The organism is Corynebacterium sp. sy039 (genome assembly GCF_007904105.1).
Lineage (GTDB): Bacteria > Actinomycetota > Actinomycetes > Mycobacteriales > Mycobacteriaceae > Corynebacterium.
Window position 1 is genome coordinate 619807 of the sequence record NZ_CP042325.1, and the last position, 24650, is coordinate 644456.

Consider the following 24650-nt stretch of genomic DNA (forward strand, 5'->3'; position numbering starts at 1 on the left):
GGAAAAAACATAGGTGCTTACCTGAAAGTGTGTATTCTAACGTGGTGGCATACGCAATGCTCCATCTAAGCGGATTGTTTCGCCATTAAGATATGGATTTTCGACGATACTGAGCACTAGATGCGCATATTCTTCTGGCTTAGCTAAACGCGGCGGAAAAGGAACCAGAGCTTCAAGTTGCGTGCGAAACTCAGGTGTTATTGCAGCCATCATTGGCGTATCGACGATACCCGGAGCAATCGAATTAACTCGTATCCCAGAAGAAGCAAGATCACGCGCCACTGAGATGGTCAGCGAATGTACACCACCCTTACTTGCTGCATATGCTGCTTGCCCCACTTGCCCCTCAAAGGCAGCGACACTTGAGGTGTTAATAATTACACCGCGTTGCCCATTCTCATCTGGTTCATTTTCCCGCATTGCAATAGCAGCTTGACTGAGAACATTAAAAGTGCCAATCAGATTAACATTGATGGTTTTAGTAAAAAGCTCAAGTGAATGAACACCATTCTTGCCCACAACACGTGCAGAAGGGCAGATACCAGCGCAATTGACAGCAAGCGCCAAGGGTGCAATGGCTTTTGCTTGCTCAATAGCGGATGCGACTTGTGCAACATTTGTGACATCGCATTCGACGTACGTGATATTGGAATTATCCCCTTGGGTGAGGTCGAGAGCAATAACGTGGTAACCGGACTCAAAGAGTGCTTGGGCAGTGGCGGCACCGAGTCCAGAAGCGCCACCAGTGACAAGAGCACAGGAGTTCTGCATGATATGTCCTTTGCTGAGAAAATTTACTTAAAAGCGGATAAGCCTGTGATAGCGCGACCAACAATAAGGGAGTTGATCTCGTAGGTTCCTTCATAGGTATAGAGGATTTCTACATCATTGAGCAGCTTGGATAGTTCATATTGGGTCAGAATGCCATTACCACCTGCTAGTGCCCTGCCGGCTGCAGCGGATTCTCGTGCTAAGCGAGTTGTGGTTGCTTTGGCAAGAGCTGCATGAACCATATCAAAACCACCATTATCTTGTAGCCAGGCGATTTGGGCGAGCATACCGTAACTTGCCATTGCATTGCCGAGAATGCGCGATAACGGTTCTTGAACAAGCTGATATTTTGCCAGTGGCTTGCCGAACTGCTCTCTGTCAAGAACATAGTTGCGTGCACTATCAAAAATGGCTAGCTGTACTCCTGCGCCTTGCCATCCGACCCAAGCCCGAGAGTTGCGCAATAGGATGTTTGTTTGGGCAAAACTTGCAGTACCTGGGATGAGATTCTCTCGAGGGATAAGAACATTCTCAAAATGGAGATCGGCATTTTGCATAATGCGTAATCCCATTTTGCGATCAATTTTTTGCGCTGAGAAACCATCACGCTCTTTTTCTACGATAAAGCCCTTAATTTCATTATCGGTGGTGTCGCGAGCAAAGACGATGGCAAAATCGCAGATAGTTCCAGCGCCGATCCAGCGTTTTTGACCGTTAATAATCCAACCATCATCGGTTGGGGTGGCGGTGGTGGCTAGACCGCCGGCGATGTCTGAGCCATGATCTGGTTCGGTTAAAGCGAAACAGCCGATATTGCGGAATTGGCGCAGTCCTGGGAGCCATGTGTCTTTTTGCTCCGTGGATCCAAACTCGTTTATCAGATCGACAATGAGTTCATTGTGAATGCCAACTAGTGCGGATAGGGAGACATCGGCACGGGTAACTTCTGCGTAAATCATTCCTTTGAGCAGGCGGGAATAACCGCTAAACTCTAGTTCGCCTAGCCCGACTTCAGCCAGAGGATCAAGAAGCTCAAAGGGGAATTCTTCTTTATCCCAATAGGTGCCTACTGCTGGGCGAATTTTCTCCTGCAAGGTTTTTTGTACCTTAGCAAAATAGGCTTGTTCGTCTTTGTTGAGTAGGCGCGTGAATTGGAATAGGTCAGGATCGGGAAAGGGAATGTTGTGCGACATGAATCAACCTTTCATCTATATTGAGATTTGGTTCACATATTGATGGAAGTTGATTCTAGCGTACATTATTTGCTCTAGTGTGTGGTTTTGAGTATTTCTCTTCGTGTTATAGAGTTCTACTGGTTGTCGGCATAAATAAGCAGTGCTTCTCCTTGACCGCCACCACCACATAATGCAACAGCAGCTTTTGTTGCTTTATGCTGGGCAATCTGATGGCTTGCATGGACAAGCAAACGTGCTCCAGAAGCTCCGATAGGATGCCCAAGGGCAAGTGCGCCACCATGTGGATTAACTATGTCGACGCTTATCTCAAGCAGGGCTGCTGAGTAAGCTGTTACATCGGCAAAAGCCTCATTGATCTCTACTAAATCCAATTCATGCGAGTGCCAACCCTGCCGCTCTAGTGCTTGTTTAATAGCAGTCGCTGGTTGGTGCTGCAAACTGGAATCTGGTCCTGCGGTTTGTCCGGGTGCTCCCACAACTGCAAGAATTTTCCAGCCATGCTTAGTTGCCATCTCTCGGGTGGTCAAGACTACCGCTGCTGCTCCGTCGGAAATTTGGGAAGCGTGAGCTGCACTTAAAACTCCATGTGGCTTGAAAGCGGGGCGCAATGCTCGGATATCGGCAAGGGTAAGACCGGGTCGAATCCCCTCGTCGCGAGTAATGGTTGCTTTCTTGGTTTCGATAGCAACTACTTCATTATCAAACTCGCCAGTTTCCCAGGCTTTATGCGCTCGTTCATGGGAAGAAACTGCCCAAAAATCTCTATCATCAGCGGAAACGGGATAGTGCTCTATATGATTTTCAGTGAGTTCTCCCATCGAAATACCCAGTGCGGCATCGCTGAGACCATCATGTTCCATATGATCAAGCAAAGTAGTGGCGCCATATTTGGTGCCTCGACGTGAGCCGTTAAGCAGGTGTGGTGCTTGGGACATATTCTCCATGCCACCAGCAACTACAACGTGTGCCTCGCCGAGTTTTAGCATACGGGTGGCGTCGATAGCTGCGCTTAAACCAGATAAGCACACTTTATTGACTGTTGTGGTATGTGCGGTAGGGCTAATGCCGGCGCCAAGAGCTGCTTGTTTGGCTGGATTTTGCCCCACACCTGCTTGTAATACTTGCCCCATGATGACGGCGTCAACAAGATGTGGATCAATGGTGCCAAGGGCTGCCTTAATGGCGTGTGCTCCGAGTTCGGTTGCTGGAATAGTGCTTAGACCACCAAGAAGTTTTGCGATAGGGGTGCGAGCCGCACCAACGATAACAATATCCTGATCATTCATATAACCTACAGTACCGCAAAAATGTGACCCGTATCATGTTTTGTGATTGTGTGGGGCAGGGCGCAGTGAGTTTCTGCCTGAGTTTCTATTCGAGCTCCTATGCCCAGTTCCAGACAACCTCGGCGATGGACGTGCTGATCCGCAGAACTCCTGCGCTATGCCAGAGACAATGCGTGCGAGAGTAATAGATTTTTTGTCTATCCCACTCAGCAACAGCATACTAAGCGGGACTAATAATGCCGCTAGTGCTGCCCAAGGCTGAGATAATGGCGTTGAAAAATCATTATCGTAGGAAGCACCAAATGGTGGGAATAGTATGAGCAACACCGCCAATACACCCCAATTGCGTCGAATGATAATGGTGCCAGCAATAGGAATGATTGCGACAAGCGCATAATGGAGCCACACTAAACCTGATAAGGCTGTGCTGCTTATTAATGCAGTGACCGCACATATCTCAAAGAGATGTTGCGTTTTACTGCCACACTGCAGGAGCAACAAACCAAGTAAAACCAGTGCAATACAGAGTTTTATGACTGTAACAGCCACAGGCGTATCAGAAATGACCTGCACAATCGCAGTGAGATTTCTTGTTCCGGCAAAGAGAGAATCAACAGAAGAATTAATCGGCGATACTAACGTTTTTTCATTTATCCAAGACAAAGTATCGAGCCAACTATTCATGACCGCTCGTCCACACCACATATATGTGACGACAATCATGATGGAACTGAAGAACAAAGCACTCACTCCAGCTTTTCGACGTGAGGCAAAACCAAGAAAAACCACAATAATTATTGCTGGTGTTACTTTAATAAGTGCTGCCAGAGCAATATATACACCAGAAGCAATGGGATTTTTCCTACTCAAAACCAGCGATAAGGCAATAAGCGCAAACACAAGAGGAGAAGTTTGCCCTAGATAGATACTTAATTGTCCTGCTGTACTGAGCCATAGAACAGAAGTGCCTGCAACAAGTACCCCAGTAGGGGTTGCCTGTCTGGTCCATAACGATATGGAGCTTGCAGTAAGCAACGCAAAACAGAAACCATTGATACCAGCAATAATGATGACGAACGCACGGAAAGTAATGATTTTTGTCAGCGGTGCAAGCATATACGCAATCAAAGGATGATGAACATAAGGGTGAGCGAGAGCTGCCGCATCAGAAATCAGGAGTGCTTCTCGTTGCCAGTCCTCACCAGTGGCAAGTGCAAAATCCATGGGATCGATAGCATAAAGCGCTGAACTACGTCCTTGATCAACTAATCGCGCAGCAATCCACCATGCGGCCAAATCGTCGCCATGCCCGAAGTTGAGCTGCGCAATAATGGTGAGAACAGTAAAAATGCTACCTACAATCCATACATTTTTCGGAAAAAACTGTATGGGGGGGGAAGCGGTTTTCCGATGATATGGTTTTGGTCGTTCGTATGTCACCTTAAACATTGTAAGCGCATATGACCATATCAGCGTTACGGACATGACTCTGGCATTGAATTGAGCTTGTAGGCTCAATTCACGCATACCAGTACAAAAATTTGTGCCCCAGAGAAGAATCGAACTTCCGACACCGGCTTTAGGAGAGCCGTGCTCTATCCACTGAGCTACTAGGGCAAAATATGTATCACAACCTGTTCAAGGTTACCGTATAAGATACACATATATCCAATGACTAAGCTCATGGGCATTTCATAATAAGGAGTCATCAGGTGCGTACCATTCACGTTATTGGCATTGGCGTAGGCAGTATCGAAATGCTTACTCTCGATGCAATCGAGCACCTACGTCAGTGCGATATTGTGATTGCCCTGGACAAAGGAGAAGCAAAAGCAGATTTGCTTGCTTTACGACGCAACATCGTCGATAAGTTTGCGCCTGAGATAGATATTATTAGTGTGCTCGATCCTGAACGTGATCGAAACCCACAGGACTATACCGCAGAGGTAAAAAAGTGGCATGAGATGCGTGCCCAAAAATTAGCTGAAGCAATTGTTCAGCATTCTGCTGCAACAGCAACCATTGGATTCCTTGTGTGGGGCGATCCTGCGCTCTATGACTCAACCCTGCGCATTATTGATACGATGAAACGCGATTGTGGGCTGGAAGCACAAGTGGTAGTAGTACCTGGGATTACTGCTTTTCAAGCACTGACTGCCGCTCACGCCATCCCCTTAAACCGTATTGGCGAGCCTATTGTGATTAGTACGGCACGTAAATTAGCTACATTATCTGCTCAAGATCGTAGCAACTGTGTGGTCATGCTTGATGGTGCTCATGCTTGGCTTGATTCCTACACTCACCATACCTACATCTGGTGGGGAGCATATTTAGGGTCAAAGCAGCAAATAATACGTGAAGGGTATGTGCATGAGATTGGACAAGAACTTGCTCAGCTCAAAGCACAATTGCGCCGCGAGCATGGGTGGATTATGGATACGTATTTGTTACGCGAGTTATCTTGCTAAAATACGCATCCACAACAGCACAGAAAACCTGGAAAATGTTGGTTAAGCACTTAATTCTTCAAGTTTCTTGCGAACTTCAGAAGCAGCGGGATTAGTGGCAGTGGTGCCATCAGAATACTTAACAGTAGGCACAATGCGATCACCATTATTGACAGATTCTACCCAGGCAGAAGCCTCTGGATCGGCCTCAACGTCGACAAGCGTATAAGGCGTTTCGGTACGGTCAAGAGCTTTGAGTAGGCGTTGGCAGAAGGGGCACCAATCGGCAGCATAAATAGTTATGTGTTCATCAGACATATTGTTAATCCTCTCTGTTGTGAGTTTTTCTCTGCAAGGTTTGGAATTTATAGCGCACAGGAGCGGTGTTGTGAGCGCTTACGGCAGGATGGGTGAGCTTTCCTTTTTCGGAGAGTAACCACCCGGAATCATGCGTGACATGAAAATCAGTAAGCGCAGGTGCATATACTGCTTGTTCCCCTAAAAATGAGCGGAGTTCTACGTCAATAATTGTGACGACCAGTTCCTCCACCAAAGGCAAAGTCGCATGATAGACAGTTCCGCCACCAATAATCCAGGCGTCGCCCGGAATTGTCTCAAGCGAGTCAACGCACTGTGCACCAGCAGACCATTGAGCAGCATCACGATGGGTAAGAATATAGTTCTCTCGCCCAGGTAACGGACGAAAACGACGAGGAATGCTCTCCCATGTTCGCCTCCCCATCACCACTGGCGCACCAGTAGTGGTTTTCTTAAAAAAAGCAAGATCTTCCGGCAGATGCCAAGGCATATCGACGCCATCGCCAATAATCCCATCTATGGATTGTGCCCAAATAGCGCGCACTAGACTGCAACCTCACCACGAATGCCAGGGTGTGGATCATAACCAATAAGCGAAATATCCTCAAAAGAATATGCATCAATGCTCGAGGCTTTGTTGAGCTTGAGCTGTGGATAAGGTCGTGGCTCTCGGGAAAGCTGGAGTGCTACTTGATCACGATGGTTATCGTAGATATGGCAATCGCCACCAGTCCAGATAAACTCACCCACAGCTAAACCAGCTTGCTGAGCCAACATATGGGTGAGCAGGGAATAAGACGCAATGTTAAATGGAACGCCCAGGAACATATCGGCGCTGCGTTGATAAAGCTGGCAACTGAGTTTGCCATCAGCAACATATAACTGGAACAGCAAATGGCATGGTGGCAGTGCCATATTATCCAGTTCTGCCACATTCCATGCACTAATTACATTGCGTCGAGAATCAGGATTATTTTTCAGCATATCCAGGGCTTTAGAAATCTGATCAATATGTGCCCCATTGGGAGTAGGCCAACTACGCCATTGCACACCATAAATGGGACCTAACTCGCCATTTTCGTCTGCCCATTCATCCCAAATACTAATGCCGTGCTCATGCAAAAAAGAAACATTAGAATCGCCACGTAAAAACCATAAAAGCTCTCCGACGATAGACTTAAAATGCACTTTTTTTGTCGTAATCAATGGGAATGAATCGGCAAGATTAAACCTTAACTGTGCACCAAAAAGACTGGTTGTGCCAGTTCCAGTGCGGTCATCCTTATGCACTCCATTGTCAAGAATCGATTGGAGTAGATCCTCATAAGGGGTCACAATTGTCGCTGTATTGTTGGCAGTCATGGACACTACTTTAACGCAAAAGCTGATAGAAGATATATCCCTAAGAATATGAGCCGTGCTCAGCATGAAATTGCGCAGCAAGGCGGAGGATTTCGTCGGCAAGTTCCATACGACAAATAAGCAGATCAGGAAGATAAGTGTCTTTGTTGTTGTAGCGTAATGGGGAACCATCAAGGCGTGAACAATGCAACCCGGCTGCTTGGCATACTGCAACAGGAGCAGCAGAATCCCATTCATACTGTCCACCAGCATGAATATAAGCATCATAGTCGCCAAGCAGGACATGCATTGCTTTAGCGCCTGCGGAACCTAAAGAATCAGTGCTGAATCCAAGTTTATCGGCAATATGCACTGCTACCGCTGGAGGACGATTATGCGAAAGCACAATTTTTTGTGCATAAGGACCGGTCACAGCACGTGCATCAGATGTGTGGAACACCACGCCTAAATCAGGTAACCCAACGGCCGCATGAGAAGGAACCCCATCTTCTACCAGCGCAATATGCACTGCCCAATCCTGCCTGCCAGTGGCAAATTCCTTAGTCCCATCAAGCGGATCCACAATCCATACTCGGTTCTTGTGCAGACGCTCAGGATTATCAGCAGCTTCCTCAGAAAGAAAACCATCCTGCGGGCGATGCTGCTTCAGCGCACGAGCAATCCAATTCTGTGCGAGATCATCACCTGCTTCGCCCAAAGCTCGCCCACGCAAGACACCGACATTTCTTATTCCTTTGAGAACTTCCCCTGTACCTAGGGCAAGGCGCTTGCTCAACGTTGCGTCATCGAATTGTGCACTCATACCGTATGATTCTACTGCCTTTGACACCAGAACATAGGCTTATGAGAAGATTACGCAGTTGCCTTATGCACTTTGCGGCGACGTCGACAAGCGACGGGCAAGTTGATCCTCCACAAATACTTGGCGCGTAGCAAAATAGCCACCGACGATCATCATAACGGTGAAACTTGCAGTCAAAATGCTTGCTGCATGGAAATCGTGGAAAATATCATGCAAAAGACCGGCGCAAAACGGGCCAAGAGATGCAATTGTGTACCCGATACCCTGCATGAAAGAAGATAAGGACGTCGCGCCCTGCATAGTGCGTGCACGTGAATCAATAAGAGTGAGTGACATTGGGAAAGAAAGCGGACCAAGACCAGAAATAATAACCCATAATACTGGTGCAGAATTAGTGGCGAACACCAGCCCTAGCGTGCCGACGATGGAACAAGCTCCAGAAATCACCACAAAAATGAACACACTATTGAATCTTCCGACCAACCAAGGTCCACTTGCATTAAGGATTATGCCAGTAAAAGACCAAATGCCTAGCATAGTGGCAGCAAACTGCTTGGACATTCCTGCTTCCACATATATTTGCGGGATAAAGGCAATTAAGGTGTAGGTAACAAAAGAAGTGCAGCCAAGCATGAATGCTAGTCCCCAGCCAACTTTTGTCTTCCATACCGGGATATTTGCCTTTTTCTTTCCAGTATCATTCTTACTGTGCTGTTTATGCTGTGGAGTGCGAGGTCGTCGAATACGAGCTAGTGGTAACCACGCAGCTGCTGCAGCAATACCTAAAATGCCCCACATTCCTAGGGTGAGTTGCCAACCAGGCATAGACTCCAAGCCCACCACAACTGGTGCCAATCCCATAGTGATTTGCATAGTAAAGAGATATGTTGTGTTGATAGTGGGAACTTTTTCTGGGAAAAACTCACGTGATGCCAAAGGCAAAATAGTGTTTCCCATACCAATGGCGAAAAGAGCACAGCCCGTACCTAAAAATAGAAATACTGGGTTGGGGCCGATAACTCTAAAAAATTGCCCAAGTCCAGTAATGAGCATGGCCACGCATAGTGCCTGAGGGATATTGAGGAATCTCATAATATGCGGCACTGCAAATGCAGAAACTGCGAACATAATGGTAGGCAAGGTACCGAGGATACCAATAGTCGTCGTATTGAACCCGAGTTCTTGGCTAATATGCGGCATAAGCGGTGGCAAAGCTACGATCATCGTGCGCAAGTTTAAGGCGCTGAGAATAATAGCAATAAAAGCAACAACTCTTGGGTTTTTCATACGCTCCATATTCTTTCCTTGGCAAAGAGATTAGCTGGAACCATCATAAGTCTTTGTAGCTTTTTTCTCTTGTCTTTTGCCCTATGCTCCCCATATGCACAAAAATCTCAGTCCACAAGTGCTCTGCGGAGCTTTATGCGAACTGAGATAGAGGAGTGTCGTAAGAAAAATTCAGATGATGAATGTTTAGAGCAGGAAACCATGAGCATCTGTCTGGAATCGACCTGATCGAGTAAGAATCATAATGAACTCGACGAAAGCCCAGATTTCGACTGCGACAACAATAGGGACACCGATGAGAATTGGAGTGAGCACTGATCCTATGAGGAGTAGGATAAGCATGGTCAGACCTTGCTTGGTGTACCCTAAGTAAAAATTGTGTAGCCCAAGACCACCCAAGAAGAAAGCAAGAACAGCAGCAATGAGGACACTCTTATTTGATTGCATTGGCGCTTGAGCAAAGTGAGCTTGTTGCATGATTTGAGGCGGATAACTCTGGTAAGGCTGGGGGACAGAGTTAAAGTTATGCTGATTTTGGTTTTGTTGTACTGGGTCGATAAAAGGATTGCTCATGATGCTACCTATTCTTGAAAGGACGCTATTTTCTTGTTAAAGACTTTAAGAGGTTATGAGCTTCTTTACAAGAAACGCAGGGATTTGTAAGGCTTTTTCCTCACTTTCGACGTTTACCTTATTCTAGAAGAACACTATAGCCTCAATACGCTGCTCATTTGTCAGATGAAAACCAGAAGTATAGAGTTTTCCATGAACTTAATCTTTCTAAACTTTCTAATGAAAATAGGAAGATGAACTAAAGGGCGAGTGGCGGAATGGCAGACGCGCTGGCTTCAGGTGCCAGTGTCCTTTAAGGACGTGGGGGTTCAAGTCCCCCTTCGCCCACAAGAAAATGTGGATATCTTACGCACAGATGTAAGGTATCCACATTTTTGTGCGTACGGAAGAATTATGGTCAGGACCAAATAAAAGTATCAGCTAGCGTGTGTCCATGACGCTTAATGGGATAGAGCTGTTGGCGCAGCGTGATTTGTTGGCGTGGTGGAAAGCGACTGAGGGGACGGGTTTTCTAGAGCGGAAACGTATTCTCGAGGAGCCTTTTGCTGCCATTGTTGCTGCTTATGGTGAGCAGGCTGCGTATGCCGCGGCGGATTATTTGTTTTTGCAGCGTTCTCTTGATGATGAGTTGTCTAAACTTGGCGTATCCTGAGGTTGCTGATCCTGTGGGGTATGAGCAGGCGGTGGCGTCGTATAGGTGGGGGATGCGTGTTGATGATACCGGTGATGGGGTGCAGGTGGCTGTGGCGTTGCGGAAGTTGCAGGGTGTGGTGAATCGTTTGGTGGTTGCTCCTGCGCGTCGTACGGTTGAGTTGGGGGTGGCGCGTGCTGGTACTTGGTATGCGCGTGTTCCTGAGCCTGGGGCGTGTGATTTTTGTTTGATGTTGGCGTCTCGTGGTGGTGTGTATTCTTCTGAGACGGTGTTTGGCCAGTTGGGTGGGTATCACGATAATTGTCGGTGTGTGGGGATTGAGGTGGCTGATGATGAGCAGTTGCCGCGGATTAATCGTGAGTTGAGGGATGTGTGGCGTGTCTCTGGTAGTCGGACGTTGCGTGATTTTGGGTTGGCGTTGAATACTCGGCGTGAGTTTACGGGTTCGGATAATCCGTTGAATCGGCGTGTGTATCGTTTGGTTGATGATTCGGTTCGTGCGGCTGTGGAGCGGTGGCAGGGGATGGATCGTTTTTATGAGGAAGTGCAGGATGTTGTGGAGGATAAGAGTTCTGATTCTGAGGCTGTTTCTGTGGCTCAGGATTTGATCCGCTCTGCTCATCAGACTCCGTTGCAGTCGGATGTGTTGATGTGGCGTGGTGTTCGTAACTGGCATACGACTTTTGGCACTGATGATCTAGATAATCTTCCTGGCTGGGAAGATGAACAGGAGCGTTTTACTCCTATCACTTCTTCTCGTGAAGTTGCTACAAATGAGTTCACCACGTACGGCAAGGCGGGTGCGTTGCTGCGTGTGGAGGCGAAGAAAGGTACCCCTGGTATCTGGATGCCGACGAATGGTAGTGATGATGAAGAATTAGTTATGCAGCAGGAGTTTTTGGTGCCGCCGGTGCTACTATAAAAGTTGTTTCTGTTGAGCCTGGCGAGTTGCCGATGATAAATGTGGAGGTGTCTTATGACAACGGCGCATGAGGTGTTTCTTGAGCGGTTGTGGGATGATATGTCTTTTGCTCGTGATGATAAGCCTCCTACGAATGTTCCTGTTTTGATGCGGCGGCTTGGGGTTCGTGGTAAGTCTCGTGAAGAGCGTCAAGCTGCTGTTGATAAGTGGTTAGAGGATAATGAGCCGGGTATTATGCTTCGTTTTGAGTTGGAAGAGTTTGGCTATATCCCTCGTAGTGAGGAACAATCAGTTGCCTCTACTGACGCTGCCTAGTTGGTAGGTGGCTGGGCTCGAGTCCCAGCAGCGCACCGGCATATTCTTTCAAGAACACCATCACGCACGGAATTTCAAGCAACAGAGTTTATATCCCGTGTTTATACAGCGTTCCCTTCATGTTCACCTGCGCGCATTAGCATGAAAACATGAACAAAAGAACAATCATCTCCCTCCTCAGTACAGCAGCATTAACCTGCGCTCTCGTCGCATGTTCCACCGATGAGAACAGTACAGAGAAACAAGGCAACAAAGAATCAGCACAGGCGTCGGCAAGCACAGTGGCACATGATAAAAACGAAGAAGAAAACGAAGGGCAGAAAGAAAAACAGGAAAAGGAATCCATCAAGTTTGCAACCTATAATGCCAGCCTAAATCGCAAGGCGGAGGGCAAGCTTATTGAAGATCTCTCCACACCTAATAATGAGCAGGCAGGCGTTATTGCCACAATCATCAAGAGCGAGAACCCAGATGTGCTTGTCATTAACGAATTTGACTATGACCCGGAGGGTAAAGCACTGAAATTGTTCCAGGAGAATTATCTAGATAACGCCTACAAGTACTCATTCAGCGCCGAAGTGAATACCGGTGTGGATTCAGGGCTTGATCTAGACAATAACGGCGTTTTACATGAGGCAAACGACGCATGGGGATATGGTGAGTTTCCTGGCCAATACGGCATAGCCGTACTCTCGAAATACCCACTAAAAACGGATGCTCTAAGAAGTTTCCAGAAACTTCTATGGAAAGACATGCCAAATAATCTCATGCCCGCGGATTATTATGGTGCCAATGCTGACAAGCTGCGTTTATCCAGTAAGTCACACTGGGATTTGCCAGTAGAAATTGGAAACAAAGAGATTCACCTTCTTATTTCCCACCCCACACCGCCGTCTTTCGATGGACCCGAAAAACGCAATGGGCGCCGCAATTCCGATGAAATTCGCCTCACTGCCGATTACATTCATGGCGGCAAAGAGGCAGAATGGATCGTTGATGACCAGGGGCAACGCGGTGGTTTAGCACCAGATGCGGAATTCATTGTCTTCGGCGACCAAAACTCTGACCCGCGTGATGGTGGCGCAGGTTTCACAGGCGTGAAGCAATTGCTGGGGCAGGAGCGTGTGGTAGATCCGAAACCAACTTCGGAAGGTGCAGTGGAGGCGGCAAGGCAACCAGGCAACGATACACACAGTAACCCTGCAGAAAATGACACTGCCGATTTTTCTGACCCAACGCCGGGTAATTTGCGTGTTGATTATGTATTACCTTCTCGCGGTCTGAACGTGAAGGGTTCACACGTTGTGTGGCCAAAGAGCGACCAGCCTTTGGGTGAGCTGATGGATCCTAAGACCAGTAGCGATCACCGCATGGTTGTGCTTGAGATAGAGCCTTAAGCATTTATTAGCCCGTACGATAGGGTAGGAATTTTATATAAAACTACAATAAAATTCATCGGAAAAGAGCCTTATCATGACGGGGTGGAATTATTTCGGAAAATAAACGCTTTTCTCAAAATCATGCTTATGTTTTGCTCTTGCAGAGCTAGTTAGTTTTTTCTTGCTAGATTGAAATTATGTGTGCCAGTAAAGAATCAGAGTATATGGATTGGGATGTGCTTGATTTCGCACGTATTATGAAACGTTTGCCGGAACACCTGCCAATCTCTGATGCCATGGAAGCTGCGGATCCGCAGCAACGTGGACGATATTGGACATCGCAACGTGAGCATCTGGTGGATTGGTATAAGTCTCAAGTTACTTGTGGACAAGGAGCTTTTACAAGACAAAAATCCAATCGCTCCGCCAAGATAACTTACAATCGATTTCAATGTGCAGAAGGCTTAGTATGGCTCGCTGAAGCTCTTGGTGTTGAGGAAACCTTGGTTCAACAGGCTGCTGATGCTGCTCTTGCTGTTCCGAGACGCTCGCGATGCAGAGTAGTACGTGAACTCATTGGATGGGAATTAATTTCTCGACAGGTCAGCTCTCTGCAACAACGTCATCGATGGTGGAGTAGAGCTAAAGTGCTGTGACCTCTTCATACTTGCCAGTGATCCAGTGAATTCAACAAAGTACCTGAGTTTAAGTATGATCTGTGCATGAGATGTAACAGTAAATAAGCAGGTCTGCCTTTTTGTTTCGTCTGATATTGGTTCTTTAGTTCTTTATGCTTTCAGAAGCCATTCGTTAGTGTGCATTTCTTTGGCACCTATTGTCATCATTGATACTTCATCATTCGGTGAGTGTGTAATAAATAACGCTTATCGACGACATAACAGTCGTAGTGAAAATTTTTTCCAGGAACACAGGAAAGAGAGCAGGAAAAGGTAGAGAGCAGATGAACAATAGCATTTGGGATACCCCGCAGTCAGCACCGCACAATAATGCTAGACCCGGCAATTCTGGCAAAGGAAAAAAATTTATTGTTCTGGTTGTTGTGTTTATTGTTCTCCTTGCTCTTATCGCTATCGGCTGGTTCTTTTTAAGTGGTAGGTCGACTAATCACACCGCTGATTCTGCTGCGCAGTTTACGGTGAGCAATGGTACGAGTGAAAAATCAGTAGAGAAAAGTTCTGTTACATCTGTTAGTTCTACATATGCTACTTCTGCACAGGAAAGTGCACAGCCGACGTCGAACGCAAAAGAAGAACTTGATGTAGTAGCAGTAGAACCAGCAGTAGGTTATGGCGATTGCAATGCGCTGAACAAAGTAGAAGATGGCGGCAATCTTATTTTTCAGCATGGTGATTCAATATCACATGGTGAATCTGGTGATACGGTTGTTTCATTTTGTGATGGACAATGGGCGAAGACTGGTCTTTATGCCTCTGATTCTGGTCGGGGGTTACAGCATTGGACGGGAACCGAATGGGAGTATGTTCGTTCTGCCGGAACAACAAGTGGTATGGGCTTGGCAAGGTCATGTTGGGATAAGCAGCAGCTGATCAGCATGGGTATTCCGGGAGAATTATTAGCAGATGTTGTGACGTGCGATGCAGGTGATGTGATAAACAATGCAGCCCCTTCTGCAGGATCTAATTCTGCTGGGGTGAGTAGTTTGGCTGCGTATGAACAACCACAATGTGATGGTCACTATATTCTTATCGTCGATAATGTTATTTTCGCTGAGTCGACGCCATATGAAGCTCAAACTGTTCAAGAGCGTTTGAGTGCATATCCTGGGGCGAAAACAGCAAAACCAGGAGCGTGTCCTTCATTGCGAGCTTGGAAAGATGATTCGCAGGGGCGTTCTCTTAGTGATGCTGGATATGATGGTGGGTATATCATTCCCATTTACTATGATTACGGTTCTGACAAGAGTGCCGTATGCTCTGCTCAGCAGAATTATCCTGGTTCTTATGCTCGTGTTCTGAGTAATCAAGCAGAATACTTAACTCCATGCGGCTAGATGTGAGCTGGTGCGCTGCGCGGTGAGCTAACGGTTTTGTCTCCTGGTATCCAAAAGCGCAGAGGGGCTTCAGTATTTTTAGAAATGCCGATTCGAGGTCCACGAACCCAGTGTGGTTGTTGGGTTCTGGGCGTCAAAATAAAATCCGGACCATGTATGGATGCGCCATTATGAATAAGATCAAGTCCTAGAGCTGAGCCGAGATTTCCTGGCCCTTGTGCCAGACGTGCAAAGGGGATAGAGTTGCCACGGCGTTGACGTGCCAGTTCAACCCCTTCGACTATTTCACCTGCACGTAGGAGACAGCCTTGTCCTACTCCTTGAGGTGCGCAGACAATATTTCCTGCTCGGTGGATACCATAAGAGACGTAGACGTACATGCAGCCACCAGTAGAAAACATTGCACGATTACGTGGTGTTGGTCCGCGGTACGTATGTGAGGCAGCATCCTCAGTTCCCAGATAGGCTTCTATTTCAGTTAATCGAATAGAAACACCGGCATGATGCAGTACGCAGCCTAAAAGCTGTGGCGCTACTACATCAGCTGGTTCTGAAAAATTAATCATGGTTCCATACTTGTTCGTTGAGAATACCTGCGCGTTTAGACACTACAGCTGCTACTAAAGCCTGACCGGTGACGTTGACTGCGGTACGTCCCATATCGATGATAGGTTCAACGGCAAGTAATAAGCCTACACCTGCTAATGGCAAACCAAGTGTAGAAAGTGTCAAAGTAAGCATAACAGTGGCACCAGTGGTGCCTGCTGTGGCAGCGGAACCAATTACTGAGACGAAGATAATCAACAAATAATCTGTGAAGTCGAGTGATACACCATAGAATTGTGAAACGAAAATAGCGGCCACAGCAGGGTAAACAGCAGCACAACCATCCATTTTTGTTGTTGCACCTAGTGGAATGGCGAAAGACGCATATTCGCGAGGAACACCAAGAGCTTGTTCAGATACTCGCTGTGTTACTGGCATTACGCCCATGGAAGATCGAGTAACAAAGCCAAGCGACGTGACCGGAGCGATGCGTCGATAGAATCCAATGACTGGGATACGTGCAAAACGTAGTACAGCTGGGTAAATAATGCCGAGTACCAGCGCTAAACCAAGATAAACAGCGATAACAAATTTACCTAGTGAACCAAGTGCTTCCCAACCATAGCTAGCGATTGCGTGAGCAATGAGTGCAGCTGTGCCAACGGGGGCGAGACGGATGATCCACCATAAAACTTTCTGAATGATGGCTAGCAAAGATTCGTTAAAAGCAAAGAAAGGCTCGGCTGCCTTACCGCTTTGGATTGCGGCAATGCCAATTGCTAAAGAAAGAATGAGGATTTGTAGCACATTGAAATTTATGTTGATTGCCCCAGAATCGGTAGCGCTAGCGCTTAACCCGAGAAAGTTTACTGGCACTATGGATTCTAAAAATCCGAACCAACTTCCTACCTTGGAAGGATCGGCGGCATTACTCGGGTCGATTGTGGTATTTTCTCCTGGTTTTATGAGCAGGGCGACGATAATGCCAGCCACTACAGAGAAGAATGCCGTAATAGCAAACCACATGAGCGTCGAGACTGCTAGTCGTGCTGCATTGGTTACTTTACGCAAATTAGCGATGGAAGTGACAACGGCGGTGAAGACAAGGAGCGGAATGAGTAATTTAAGTAGCTGCACATAAGTGTCGCCGATTGCTTCGAGTGCATTGGTGAGCCAGTCATTATTTTTATTATTCTTTCGGGCAATAAAGCCGAGTACAAGACCGACAATCAGGCCGATAATGACTTGAACACCGAAGTTGCTTATCCATGTGGTGCGTTTACGGGTGGGGTGGGGTGTAGTCATGTATTTCCTTTTCTAGTTTGCTTGTTCTTCCATATGCTTGATGAATCATATTCATGCTCGTCATGGTTCAACGCATAAGTGATGATTTTATGCCGCGTGAGGGGCTATTCGACGAATAATGTGAGCAAATTAACAGACTGGTATATTTTGTATAGACAGGGCTGTCTATCTTTTCTGTATTATCTTCCTGGACTAAGCTGGATTGTTATGACCCAACAGCAACACGAAGACCTCATTGCGCGAACCCGCTATGTGTGGAATCGTGGTCCAAGACCAAGCGGGCGTGGCAAAGTGCACTTTATCGGTGCGGTACTAAGTCTTGTGTCTGGTACCGTTCTTTCTACCTATGCCTGGATGACGCTGCCGTGGTGGCAAGCTATGGGAGTATGCGTATATGCGGTGGGACTATGTGCGCTATTTGGTGTTTCTGCTGCCTATCACCTAGGACCGTGGCGTCATAAGAAAACCGTGCAATGGTGGCGTAGGGCAGATCATGCCATGATCGCTGTGTTTATTGCTGCCACCTACACGCCATTGAGTCTGATAATTTTGTCGCGGCAACAAACAATATGGTTGCTCGGTACTGTATGGGTTGGAGCAGTGCTAGGTGTTGTGCTCAACCTTGTATGGATCAATCACCCACGCTGGTTAGATGTAGTGGTGTACTTGGTTTTGGGATGGTTGATTGTGCCGTTGATGTCCCAGCTATGGGTCAAGGCCGGTGCAGCGGTGGTCTGGCTGATTCTCGCTGGTGGAATTGTCTATTCGCTTGGGGCGGTGATGTATGGTTTTCGTTGGCCAGGTAGGCAAGCGCGTCATTATGGTTTTCATGAGCATTTTCATACCGCTACAGTTGTAGCAGCTATTTTGCACCTGATAGCTATGTGGTTTGTGGTGGTTCCATAAGATTTTTAACCCCTTGATAGGGGCTATGCAAGAAAAAGATGAGAAAATGCTTTCTGAAGACTAAGTAGAAGTTCTAATATAGGTATATGGCTTCAACAGTATTTATTTCGGGCGCTGCCCGCGGAATTGGACGTTCAACAGCACTAGAGTTGGCTCGACGTGGTTGGACAGTAGGCGTATATGACATAGTTGATGATTTTGGGTGGATCGAAACCGAAGATCTTGGCTCAGGAAAAATCTATTCAGGGCATTTGGACGTGACTGATCCACAGTCATGGGAAGAAGCACTCAAAGACTTTGCTGGTCATACCGGTGGCGAAATTAAAGTCGTTGTTAATAACGCTGGTGTCCTTTATGCGGGACCTTTTATGGAAGAAGGTTCCTACGAGCGTGATGAGTTCTTAGTGAATGTCAATGTCAAAGGAGTGCTCAACGGTTCACGTGCAGCATATCCGTATCTTAAAGCAGCACATGATGCCAAGCTGGTAAACCTTGCATCTGCATCAGCTATCTATGGTACCCCTGATATGGCAGTTTATTCTGCAACAAAATTTGCGGTACGCGGTATTACTGAAGCGCTTAATCTTGAGTGGGAACAGGACGGCATCACAGTATCATCACTGTGGCCCCTCTACGTAAACACAGGAATGCTCGATGGAGTATCTACCAGTGGTACTAAAAAGATGGGTGTGCGTCTAGGACCAGATGATATTGCACAAGCTGTCGCTGACATGGTACAAAGCGAACGCGGTAAGATCGCTAAGGTACATCAGCCAGTAGGTCTGCAAACAAAAGTGATGTATGCCTTCTCTCATTTTTCTCCTGCTTGGCTTACACGCTTTATCAACGCAAAGCTCACTACAGACCGTCCGGTGCGCCCATAACATCCATTAGTTGAAGTGCCTAAAAGTGCTTCAACATCACGTATCGCTCACAAAGCGCCCCTATAGTTAACCCCGGTGTTTGGGGTTCTCCTATAGGGGCTTGTTCTATCATGTAGCTAGCTTGTGCTTAGTTGGTCTGCTCATCACGATGTTTTCGATACCATCCAATAAGCGCATCAGTAGAACTATCGCCAGATTGTGCTTTTTCTTTTCCGCTTACAGCAGCTGCTAAATCATTGGCTTGTTGTTTTCCGAGTTCGACCCCCCATTGGTCAAAGGAATTGATATCCCATATTGCGCCCTCGACGAACACAATATGCTCATATAGAGCAATTAACGTTCCCAGAGCATAAGGATTCAGTTCTGGTGCCAAAATGGTAGTGGTAGGGCGGTTACCTGGCATGACCTTGTGTGGTACTAATGCGGGATCTACGCCATCAGCAGTAATTGCTGCTGCGGTCTTACCAAAGGCAAGTACCTTTGTTTGTGCAAAAAAATTGCTCATCAGCAAATCATGCATACTGCCATCGCCTGTTGCTGTGGGGATGTCTTGTTGTGGGCGGGCGAAACCGATGAAGTCTGCTGGAATAAGTTTTGTCCCTTGGTGTAGGAGCTGGAAAAAAGCATGCTGACCATTTGTGCCAGGCTCACCCCAGAATATCTCTCCTGTTTGTAGCGTTACTGTCGTTCCATCACGATGCACAGACTTACCGTTGGACTCCATAGTTAGTTGCTGCAAATAGGCAGGGAATCGACCAAGGTCTTGGCTGTAGGGCAGCACTGCGTGGCTTTGCGCACCATAGAAGTTGTTGTACCAGACTCCCAATAGTCCCATAAGTACAGGAACATTATGCGCAAGTTCTGTGTGAGCGAAATGCTCATCCATGTCATGAAAACCATCGAGCAGGCGCATAAAATCTTGTGGACCAATGACTGCCATGAGGGATAAACCAATAGCGGAATCCATGGAATAGCGTCCACCGACCCAGTTCCAAAAACCAAACATATTAGCAGTATCAATACCGAAATCTGCTACTTTTTCGGTGTTGGTAGACACAGCAACAAAATGCTTTGCTACAGCCGCCTCATCTCCTAGTTTCTTGATCAGCCAACGCTTAGCAGCATGAGCATTTGCCAGTGTTTCTTGAGTTGTAAAGGTTTTAGAAGAAACAATAAACACAGTAGATTCAGGATTACATTGCTCAAGCACTGCACTGATGTCTGCAGGGTCGACGTTGGAGACAAAATGTGCCTTAATGCCTGCCGTGGCATAACTGCGTAGTGCTCGCGTGGCCATAGCAGGCCCCAGGTCGGAACCTCCGATGCCAATGTTGACTACTGTATCAATGCGCTGACCTGTGAAACCGCGCCAAGTGCCAGTTCTAAGCGCAGTGGCAAAGTTACGCATTTTCTCTAGCACTTCGTGCACATCAGCGACAACGTTTTGCTTATCGACGACCAACTCAGCATCTTTGGGCAGGCGCAAGGCGGTATGGAGCACTGCGCGATCTTCAGTATTGTTGATATGTTTTCCAGCAAACATATCAGCGATTTTTTGAGATAATCCTCTTGCCTCGGCTAACTCAATGAGTAATGCAATAGTCGTCTCGTTGATGAGATTTTTAGACAGATCAATATAAAGACCGGCTGCTTCATAGCTAAAGTTTTGTGTACGCTGAGCATCAGCGTCGAAAAGCGCAGATAGAGTTGTATTTTTTATGTCAGTGTAATGATCGGTGAGTCTGTGCCACTGGGGTAGAGAAGTGATGTCAGTGCTCATGTGATGCTCCTTGAGGGGGTTGAGCAAAGGTTTGTATTATCTTCTTCCAAGCTAGCGTTAATTAGCCGAGTTTGCCACGTCCCATGCGCAGTAGTAACTGTGCTAAAGCTGGTCCTTCTTCACCGATTTCTGCTCGGAATTGGTTGATGATTGCTACTTCGCGAGTGTGGACGAGTTTTGTGCCACCAGAACCTAAGCGTGTTTTGCCAATCAATTGTGATATTTCTGCGCGTCGTTTTACTGCGCTGAGGATTTCTCGGTCGAGGCGATCGATCTCTAAGCGATATTTTTGTATTTCCGCATCGGAAAGTGCATCATCAACGCCTGTAGGCATGAGTTTTTCAGATGAACTATCAGCAGTAGACATACTCATTATTGTGCCATGTGCAAGAGGAATTGTTAAAGCCGTGCAAGGTTTTTGCACTGTACTTTCTTGAAGAAAAGGCGAAAAATTCGGTAGGGGTAGGGTGAAGAACCCCCTATGTCGCTAAGACGTTGTAGGTTAGAAACGATGAATGAATACGTAAACAATAATCCTTTTCAGGCAAGAACTACTGACCATACACATCAGGGCTTACCCACTCAGGGCTTAGCAAGTTCTGCTGAGGAGCTTCTCGACGGGCTCAATGAACAGCAGAAGCAAGCGGTGACATATCACGGTGGAGCTTTGCTTATCGTCGCAGGTGCTGGTTCCGGGAAAACAGCTGTGCTTACGAGGCGGATTGCCTATTTAATGCATACAGGAGTGGCACATCCAGGTCAGATTCTTGCTATTACCTTCACTAATAAGGCTGCTGCGGAGATGAAGGAACGCGTAGAGTCTCTTGTTGGACCGATCGCTCAACGTATGTGGGTGGCTACCTTCCATTCAACGTGTGTGCGTATTCTTAGGGAGCAAGCAGGACTGATTCCACAGCTAAACAGTAATTTTACTATCTATGATTCTGATGATTCCAAGCGTCTGCTGGGAATGATTGCCAAAGATCTTGACATAGATGTCAAAAAGTATCCGCCTCGAATGCTTGCAGCGGGAATATCCAAGTATAAAAATGATCTCATCAGTGTTGCTCAAGCACAGGCAGAAGTAACGACAGGTGCGGGTTCTTATGAAGCCATGGTGGTGCAAGTATATGAGCAGTATCAACGTCGTTTAGCTGATGCTAATGCTGTAGATTTTGATGATCTCATTGCCATAACTGTGTCAATTCTGCAGAATAATCCAGATGTGGCTGCATACTACCGACGTCGTTTCCGCCATGTTTTAGTAGACGAATATCAAGATACAAATCATGCTCAGTATGTCCTATTGCGTACCTTGGTAGGGGAAGGGGAACAGGCAAGCCATCTGTGTGTCGTTGGTGATTCTGATCAGTCTATTTATGCCTTTCGTGGCGCTACGATCCGTAATATCGAAGAATTCGAGCGGGATTTCCCTAGTGCTCAGACTATTGTGTTGGAACAGAATTATCGTTCCACCCAAAATATCCTTAGCGCTGCAAATGCAGTGATTGCGAGAAATAGTCAGCGTAGAAAGAAAAATCTTTGGACTGAGGCAGGATCTGGTGAGAAGATCATTGGCTATGTTGCCGATAATGAACATGATGAGGCACGTTTCATAGCCACTGAAATAGATCACTTGTCTGATCACGGCACAAATTATAATGACATAGCGATCATGTATCGTACGAATAATTCTTCACGTGCAATTGAAGAGATATTTATTCGTTCTGGTATTCCTTATAAGGTTGTTGGTGGGACTCGCTTTTATGAGCGTAAAGAAATTCGGGATATAGTTGCCTATCTGCGCCTCATTGATAATCCCGAAGATGAAGTATCACTGCGTAGAATTATCAATACTCCACGACGCGGCATCGGTGATAAAGCCCTTGCTTTACTGAGCCTTCATGCGCAGAATAATCGCATCAGTCTTTATCAGGCTCTGCTGGATGCCTGCGCTGATAAAGTCTCATTGCTAGGTACTCGTGCGGTTCGGGCAATAAGTGGTTTTGTGGAATTACTCACTGGGATACAGCAACGAGCTACAGAGAATCTACATGAACTTACACAGCTTCCTGATATCGCTGCTATGGTTTCCGATATTCTCGACAGTACCGGCTATAAGAGCGAACTAGAGCAATCGAATGATCCACAAGATGCAGCTCGTCTAGATAATCTCAACGAACTTGTGTCTGTTGCAAGAGAGTTTTGTGCAGAAGCTGCTAATCAATTGGCATATGTTGAGCAGGAAAGTATTGCAGATATATCTGAGGCTCAGGCTGTTCCTGGCAGTTTGCAGGCATTTCTAGAGAAAGTGTCATTGGTTGCTGATAGCGATCAACTTCCTGATGAGCAACAAGATGTTGTGACACTAATGACTCTGCACACAGCTAAAGGTCTGGAGTTTCCGATTGTCTTTTTAATAGGTTGGGAAGACGGACAATTCCCGCATATGCGTGCCTTAGGGGATCCAAAAGAACTGGCAGAGGAGCGTCGTTTAGCTTATGTAGGTATAACACGTGCGCGTCGGAAGTTATATCTGTCTCGTGCGATTATGCGTAGTTCTTGGGGAAATGCTCAAATGAATCCGCAATCTCGTTTCCTTGATGAGATACCTGGTGATCTTTTAGAGTGGCGTAGAACAGAACCAGACGGAATGCGTAGTGGTTGGTATGAGTCATATGGTCAACCAAACACGCCACGAACGCAGAATACGTATGGGTCGTATGGAAATATGAGATCGCATAGACCGAATACTGCGCGCACTACTAAAACAAGCCAGTTGCATGTGGTGGTGGGAGATCGCGTTAATCATGAGAAATACGGGTTGGGCACGGTGACTGCCGTTGATGGTATGGGGCAGTATATGTCAGCAACAATTGATTTTGGTTCCTCAGGAGTGGTGCGTCTCATGCTCATTGGTAATGTGCCAATGGAAAAACTCTGAGTCCATACATTGAAGAAATGCGTGTGATAACGCAAAAGGAGCAGTACAACTGTACTGCTCCTTTTTGTATGAAAAGGTTTAGAAAGAAACGCCGTGTTCCTCTAACCATGCAATAGGATCTGCTGGGGTGGATCCATCAGGGTGGATCTCAAAGTGCAAATGTGGTCCAGTAGAGAATCCAAGGCTGCCCATGCCAGCGATTTGCTGTCCAGCAACTACGCGCTCGCCTACGGAGACGTCGAGAGTTTCCATATGGCCATATACAGAGATGGAACCATCATCGTGGCGAATACGAATCCACTGACCATAACCAGAAGCTGGACCGGAATCAATAACAGTACCATCCATGACTGCGTAGATAGGTGTGCCGGAGGCATTAGCAATATCAATGCCAGTGTGGAAAGCACCCCAACGGAACTCAAAGAGGGTAGTGAGGATACCATCAGCAGGTTTAGCGATGGTGACTTTTGGAATGCGGATTAGTTCATCAATTACAGCTCGTTCTTCACTGTACTGTACTGCTTTGGTGAGCTGGTTGCTTAAGTTGGTGTTTGGCTTAAACTCGGCAATAGAGAGGATCTGTGGTGAAGTTTCTTCCTCGGCAACAACCTCTCCTTCGTGAGCAGCAAGAGCGATTTTCGCATCTTTGTCTGTAGTTTTAGTGTGAGATTGTGCAATCGCCGCGCCAGTAGCACCAGAAATAGAAAGAGCACTGGCTACCAAAGTCATAAGGGAAATACGATTTTTGAGGCTAGAGGTGTTTTGTTTGCGGTGTTTTCCGCCAGTAGTCCGTTGTGCAGACTGCATAAAACTTCACTTTCCTTCTAGTAGCATATGGCAATGTGATTTATTGCTTCGTATAAGCCGAAATGCTGAGTCTCAAAAGCCCGATTCAGCAAGAGATTACGAAGGTTAATCATATTGTAACCAACTTGTTATCGTT

At 46.7% G+C, this 24650-nt stretch carries 25 protein-coding genes and 2 tRNA genes; 11 read left to right on the top strand and 16 right to left on the bottom strand.

Translation table 11 applies throughout. The features are described from left to right. Nucleotides 1-36 precede the first annotated feature (36 nt). The 5 genes from FQV43_RS02745 to FQV43_RS02765 all read right to left on the bottom strand — a co-directional run bounded on the left by FQV43_RS02745 (nucleotide 37) and on the right by FQV43_RS02765 (nucleotide 4870). Nucleotides 37-771 (bottom strand): SDR family NAD(P)-dependent oxidoreductase, encoded by a 735-nt coding sequence (locus FQV43_RS02745; RefSeq protein WP_144274241.1) that lies wholly within the window; start codon nucleotides 769-771, stop codon nucleotides 37-39. Between the two features lie 23 nt (nucleotides 772-794). Next, the gene (locus FQV43_RS02750) at nucleotides 795-1964 is read right to left on the bottom strand and encodes an acyl-CoA dehydrogenase family protein (protein WP_144274242.1); all 1170 of its coding nucleotides are present in this window, start codon (nucleotides 1962-1964) and stop codon (nucleotides 795-797) included. A gap of 116 nt (nucleotides 1965-2080) precedes the next feature. Next, nucleotides 2081-3253, bottom strand: coding sequence for an acetyl-CoA C-acyltransferase (locus FQV43_RS02755; protein ID WP_144274244.1), 1173 nt, complete (start codon nucleotides 3251-3253; stop codon nucleotides 2081-2083). 33 nt (nucleotides 3254-3286) lie between these two features. Next, a complete protein-coding gene (locus tag FQV43_RS02760) occupies nucleotides 3287-4780 on the bottom strand; it encodes a glycosyltransferase family 87 protein (protein ID WP_146338714.1) in 1494 nt (497 codons plus the stop codon). Nucleotides 4781-4797: 17 nt separating this feature from the next. After that, nucleotides 4798-4870: transfer RNA gene (locus tag FQV43_RS02765), tRNA-Arg, on the bottom strand. A 95-nt stretch (nucleotides 4871-4965) separates the two neighbouring features. On the opposite strand from FQV43_RS02765, the gene cobF reads away from it, so the two are divergent. Beyond that, nucleotides 4966-5721: a precorrin-6A synthase (deacetylating) gene (cobF, locus tag FQV43_RS02770; protein WP_146338717.1), complete on the top strand. Its 756-nt coding sequence runs from the start codon at nucleotides 4966-4968 to the stop codon at nucleotides 5719-5721. Between the two features lie 42 nt (nucleotides 5722-5763). On the opposite strand, the gene FQV43_RS02775 is transcribed toward cobF, so the two are convergent. The 6 genes from FQV43_RS02775 to FQV43_RS02800 all read right to left on the bottom strand — a co-directional run bounded on the left by FQV43_RS02775 (nucleotide 5764) and on the right by FQV43_RS02800 (nucleotide 10042). After that, a complete protein-coding gene (locus FQV43_RS02775; protein ID WP_144274252.1) occupies nucleotides 5764-6018 on the bottom strand; it encodes a mycoredoxin in 255 nt (84 codons plus the stop codon). A 4-nt stretch (nucleotides 6019-6022) separates the two neighbouring features. Continuing rightward, nucleotides 6023-6562 (bottom strand): dihydrofolate reductase, encoded by a 540-nt coding sequence (locus tag FQV43_RS02780; RefSeq protein WP_146338720.1) that lies wholly within the window; start codon nucleotides 6560-6562, stop codon nucleotides 6023-6025. Continuing rightward, entirely contained in the window at nucleotides 6562-7380 is an 819-nt protein-coding gene (locus FQV43_RS02785) for a thymidylate synthase (protein ID WP_146338724.1), read from the bottom strand. The genes FQV43_RS02780 and FQV43_RS02785 overlap by 1 nt, the downstream gene beginning before the upstream one ends. Before the next feature lie 40 nt (nucleotides 7381-7420). Next, complete coding sequence (locus FQV43_RS02790; RefSeq protein WP_144274257.1) at nucleotides 7421-8182, bottom strand: 3'(2'),5'-bisphosphate nucleotidase CysQ; 762 nt, start codon at nucleotides 8180-8182, stop codon at nucleotides 7421-7423. A 63-nt stretch (nucleotides 8183-8245) separates the two neighbouring features. Then, nucleotides 8246-9478, bottom strand: coding sequence for an MFS transporter (locus FQV43_RS02795; protein ID WP_146338727.1), 1233 nt, complete (start codon nucleotides 9476-9478; stop codon nucleotides 8246-8248). A gap of 177 nt (nucleotides 9479-9655) precedes the next feature. After that, nucleotides 9656-10042, bottom strand: coding sequence for a TM2 domain-containing protein (locus FQV43_RS02800; RefSeq protein ID WP_246846942.1), 387 nt, complete (start codon nucleotides 10040-10042; stop codon nucleotides 9656-9658). A 243-nt stretch (nucleotides 10043-10285) separates the two neighbouring features. Here FQV43_RS02800 and FQV43_RS02805 point away from each other — a divergent pair. From FQV43_RS02805 to FQV43_RS02835, 7 genes are all read left to right on the top strand, one after another. After that, nucleotides 10286-10369, top strand: a tRNA-Leu gene (locus FQV43_RS02805). A gap of 100 nt (nucleotides 10370-10469) precedes the next feature. Continuing rightward, entirely contained in the window at nucleotides 10470-10694 is a 225-nt protein-coding gene (locus tag FQV43_RS02810; protein WP_168195026.1) for a hypothetical protein, read from the top strand. Continuing rightward, complete coding sequence (locus FQV43_RS02815; protein ID WP_146338733.1) at nucleotides 10663-11616, top strand: hypothetical protein; 954 nt, start codon at nucleotides 10663-10665, stop codon at nucleotides 11614-11616. The genes FQV43_RS02810 and FQV43_RS02815 overlap by 32 nt, the downstream gene beginning before the upstream one ends. A 54-nt stretch (nucleotides 11617-11670) precedes the next feature. Beyond that, a complete protein-coding gene (locus FQV43_RS02820) occupies nucleotides 11671-11931 on the top strand; it encodes a hypothetical protein (RefSeq protein WP_146338735.1) in 261 nt (86 codons plus the stop codon). Nucleotides 11932-12080: 149 nt separating this feature from the next. Beyond that, a complete protein-coding gene (locus tag FQV43_RS02825; protein WP_146338738.1) occupies nucleotides 12081-13328 on the top strand; it encodes an endonuclease/exonuclease/phosphatase family protein in 1248 nt (415 codons plus the stop codon). 218 nt (nucleotides 13329-13546) lie between these two features. Then, nucleotides 13547-13966 (top strand): hypothetical protein, encoded by a 420-nt coding sequence (locus FQV43_RS02830; protein ID WP_168195027.1) that lies wholly within the window; start codon nucleotides 13547-13549, stop codon nucleotides 13964-13966. 305 nt (nucleotides 13967-14271) lie between these two features. Further along, nucleotides 14272-15342: a hypothetical protein gene (locus FQV43_RS02835; protein ID WP_146338744.1), complete on the top strand. Its 1071-nt coding sequence runs from the start codon at nucleotides 14272-14274 to the stop codon at nucleotides 15340-15342. On the opposite strand, the gene FQV43_RS02840 is transcribed toward FQV43_RS02835, so the two are convergent. Together FQV43_RS02840 and FQV43_RS02845 are read right to left on the bottom strand one after the other, a co-directional pair. After that, complete coding sequence (locus tag FQV43_RS02840; RefSeq protein WP_146338746.1) at nucleotides 15339-15908, bottom strand: DNA-3-methyladenine glycosylase; 570 nt, start codon at nucleotides 15906-15908, stop codon at nucleotides 15339-15341. The two genes, FQV43_RS02835 and FQV43_RS02840, sit on opposite strands and share 4 nt — an antisense overlap. Then, nucleotides 15901-17193: a dicarboxylate/amino acid:cation symporter gene (locus FQV43_RS02845; protein ID WP_146338749.1), complete on the bottom strand. Its 1293-nt coding sequence runs from the start codon at nucleotides 17191-17193 to the stop codon at nucleotides 15901-15903. Before FQV43_RS02845 ends, FQV43_RS02840 begins: the two co-directional genes overlap by 8 nt. A 207-nt stretch (nucleotides 17194-17400) precedes the next feature. Here FQV43_RS02845 and FQV43_RS02850 point away from each other — a divergent pair, with 207 nt between their 5' ends. Both FQV43_RS02850 and FQV43_RS02855 read left to right on the top strand, forming a co-directional pair. After that, the gene (locus FQV43_RS02850) at nucleotides 17401-18099 is read left to right on the top strand and encodes a hemolysin III family protein (protein ID WP_146338751.1); all 699 of its coding nucleotides are present in this window, start codon (nucleotides 17401-17403) and stop codon (nucleotides 18097-18099) included. A gap of 86 nt (nucleotides 18100-18185) precedes the next feature. Further along, complete coding sequence (locus FQV43_RS02855; protein ID WP_144274275.1) at nucleotides 18186-18983, top strand: SDR family oxidoreductase; 798 nt, start codon at nucleotides 18186-18188, stop codon at nucleotides 18981-18983. Nucleotides 18984-19110: 127 nt separating this feature from the next. Here FQV43_RS02855 and pgi read toward each other — a convergent pair whose 3' ends face one another. Together pgi and FQV43_RS02865 are read right to left on the bottom strand one after the other, a co-directional pair. Beyond that, on the bottom strand, nucleotides 19111-20763 hold the full coding sequence (gene pgi / locus FQV43_RS02860; protein ID WP_144274277.1) for a glucose-6-phosphate isomerase: 1653 nt from the start codon (nucleotides 20761-20763) through the stop codon (nucleotides 19111-19113). A gap of 61 nt (nucleotides 20764-20824) precedes the next feature. Next, on the bottom strand, nucleotides 20825-21130 hold the full coding sequence (locus FQV43_RS02865; protein ID WP_144274279.1) for a chorismate mutase: 306 nt from the start codon (nucleotides 21128-21130) through the stop codon (nucleotides 20825-20827). Between the two features lie 144 nt (nucleotides 21131-21274). On the opposite strand from FQV43_RS02865, the gene pcrA reads away from it, so the two are divergent. After that, nucleotides 21275-23707 (top strand): DNA helicase PcrA, encoded by a 2433-nt coding sequence (gene pcrA / locus FQV43_RS02870; protein WP_146338754.1) that lies wholly within the window; start codon nucleotides 21275-21277, stop codon nucleotides 23705-23707. Nucleotides 23708-23785: 78 nt separating this feature from the next. Here the strand turns inward: pcrA and FQV43_RS02875 are convergent, their stop codons facing one another. Further along, on the bottom strand, nucleotides 23786-24514 hold the full coding sequence (locus FQV43_RS02875) for a M23 family metallopeptidase (RefSeq protein ID WP_146338756.1): 729 nt from the start codon (nucleotides 24512-24514) through the stop codon (nucleotides 23786-23788). Nucleotides 24515-24650: the final 136 nt, after the last annotated feature.

Coding starts and splice junctions, on each gene's coding strand:
- FQV43_RS02785 (WP_146338724.1), bottom strand. CDS start 7,380: ATGACTGCCAACAATACAGCGACAATTGTGACCCCTTATGAGGATCTA.
- FQV43_RS02750 (WP_144274242.1), bottom strand. CDS start 1,964: ATGTCGCACAACATTCCCTTTCCCGATCCTGACCTATTCCAATTCACG.
- FQV43_RS02875 (WP_146338756.1), bottom strand. CDS start 24,514: ATGCAGTCTGCACAACGGACTACTGGCGGAAAACACCGCAAACAAAAC.
- FQV43_RS02755 (WP_144274244.1), bottom strand. CDS start 3,253: ATGAATGATCAGGATATTGTTATCGTTGGTGCGGCTCGCACCCCTATC.
- FQV43_RS02815 (WP_146338733.1), top strand. CDS start 10,663: ATGATGAGTTGTCTAAACTTGGCGTATCCTGAGGTTGCTGATCCTGTG.
- FQV43_RS02865 (WP_144274279.1), bottom strand. CDS start 21,130: ATGTCTACTGCTGATAGTTCATCTGAAAAACTCATGCCTACAGGCGTT.
- FQV43_RS02800 (WP_246846942.1), bottom strand. CDS start 10,042: ATGAGCAATCCTTTTATCGACCCAGTACAACAAAACCAAAATCAGCAT.
- FQV43_RS02845 (WP_146338749.1), bottom strand. CDS start 17,193: ATGACTACACCCCACCCCACCCGTAAACGCACCACATGGATAAGCAAC.
- FQV43_RS02745 (WP_144274241.1), bottom strand. CDS start 771: ATGCAGAACTCCTGTGCTCTTGTCACTGGTGGCGCTTCTGGACTCGGT.
- FQV43_RS02790 (WP_144274257.1), bottom strand. CDS start 8,182: ATGAGTGCACAATTCGATGACGCAACGTTGAGCAAGCGCCTTGCCCTA.
- FQV43_RS02825 (WP_146338738.1), top strand. CDS start 12,081: ATGAACAAAAGAACAATCATCTCCCTCCTCAGTACAGCAGCATTAACC.
- FQV43_RS02850 (WP_146338751.1), top strand. CDS start 17,401: ATGACCCAACAGCAACACGAAGACCTCATTGCGCGAACCCGCTATGTG.
- FQV43_RS02795 (WP_146338727.1), bottom strand. CDS start 9,478: ATGGAGCGTATGAAAAACCCAAGAGTTGTTGCTTTTATTGCTATTATT.
- FQV43_RS02840 (WP_146338746.1), bottom strand. CDS start 15,908: ATGATTAATTTTTCAGAACCAGCTGATGTAGTAGCGCCACAGCTTTTA.
- FQV43_RS02835 (WP_146338744.1), top strand. CDS start 14,272: ATGAACAATAGCATTTGGGATACCCCGCAGTCAGCACCGCACAATAAT.
- pcrA (WP_146338754.1), top strand. CDS start 21,275: ATGAATGAATACGTAAACAATAATCCTTTTCAGGCAAGAACTACTGAC.
- pgi (WP_144274277.1), bottom strand. CDS start 20,763: ATGAGCACTGACATCACTTCTCTACCCCAGTGGCACAGACTCACCGAT.
- FQV43_RS02820 (WP_146338735.1), top strand. CDS start 11,671: ATGACAACGGCGCATGAGGTGTTTCTTGAGCGGTTGTGGGATGATATG.
- FQV43_RS02855 (WP_144274275.1), top strand. CDS start 18,186: ATGGCTTCAACAGTATTTATTTCGGGCGCTGCCCGCGGAATTGGACGT.
- FQV43_RS02760 (WP_146338714.1), bottom strand. CDS start 4,780: ATGCGTGAATTGAGCCTACAAGCTCAATTCAATGCCAGAGTCATGTCC.
- FQV43_RS02775 (WP_144274252.1), bottom strand. CDS start 6,018: ATGTCTGATGAACACATAACTATTTATGCTGCCGATTGGTGCCCCTTC.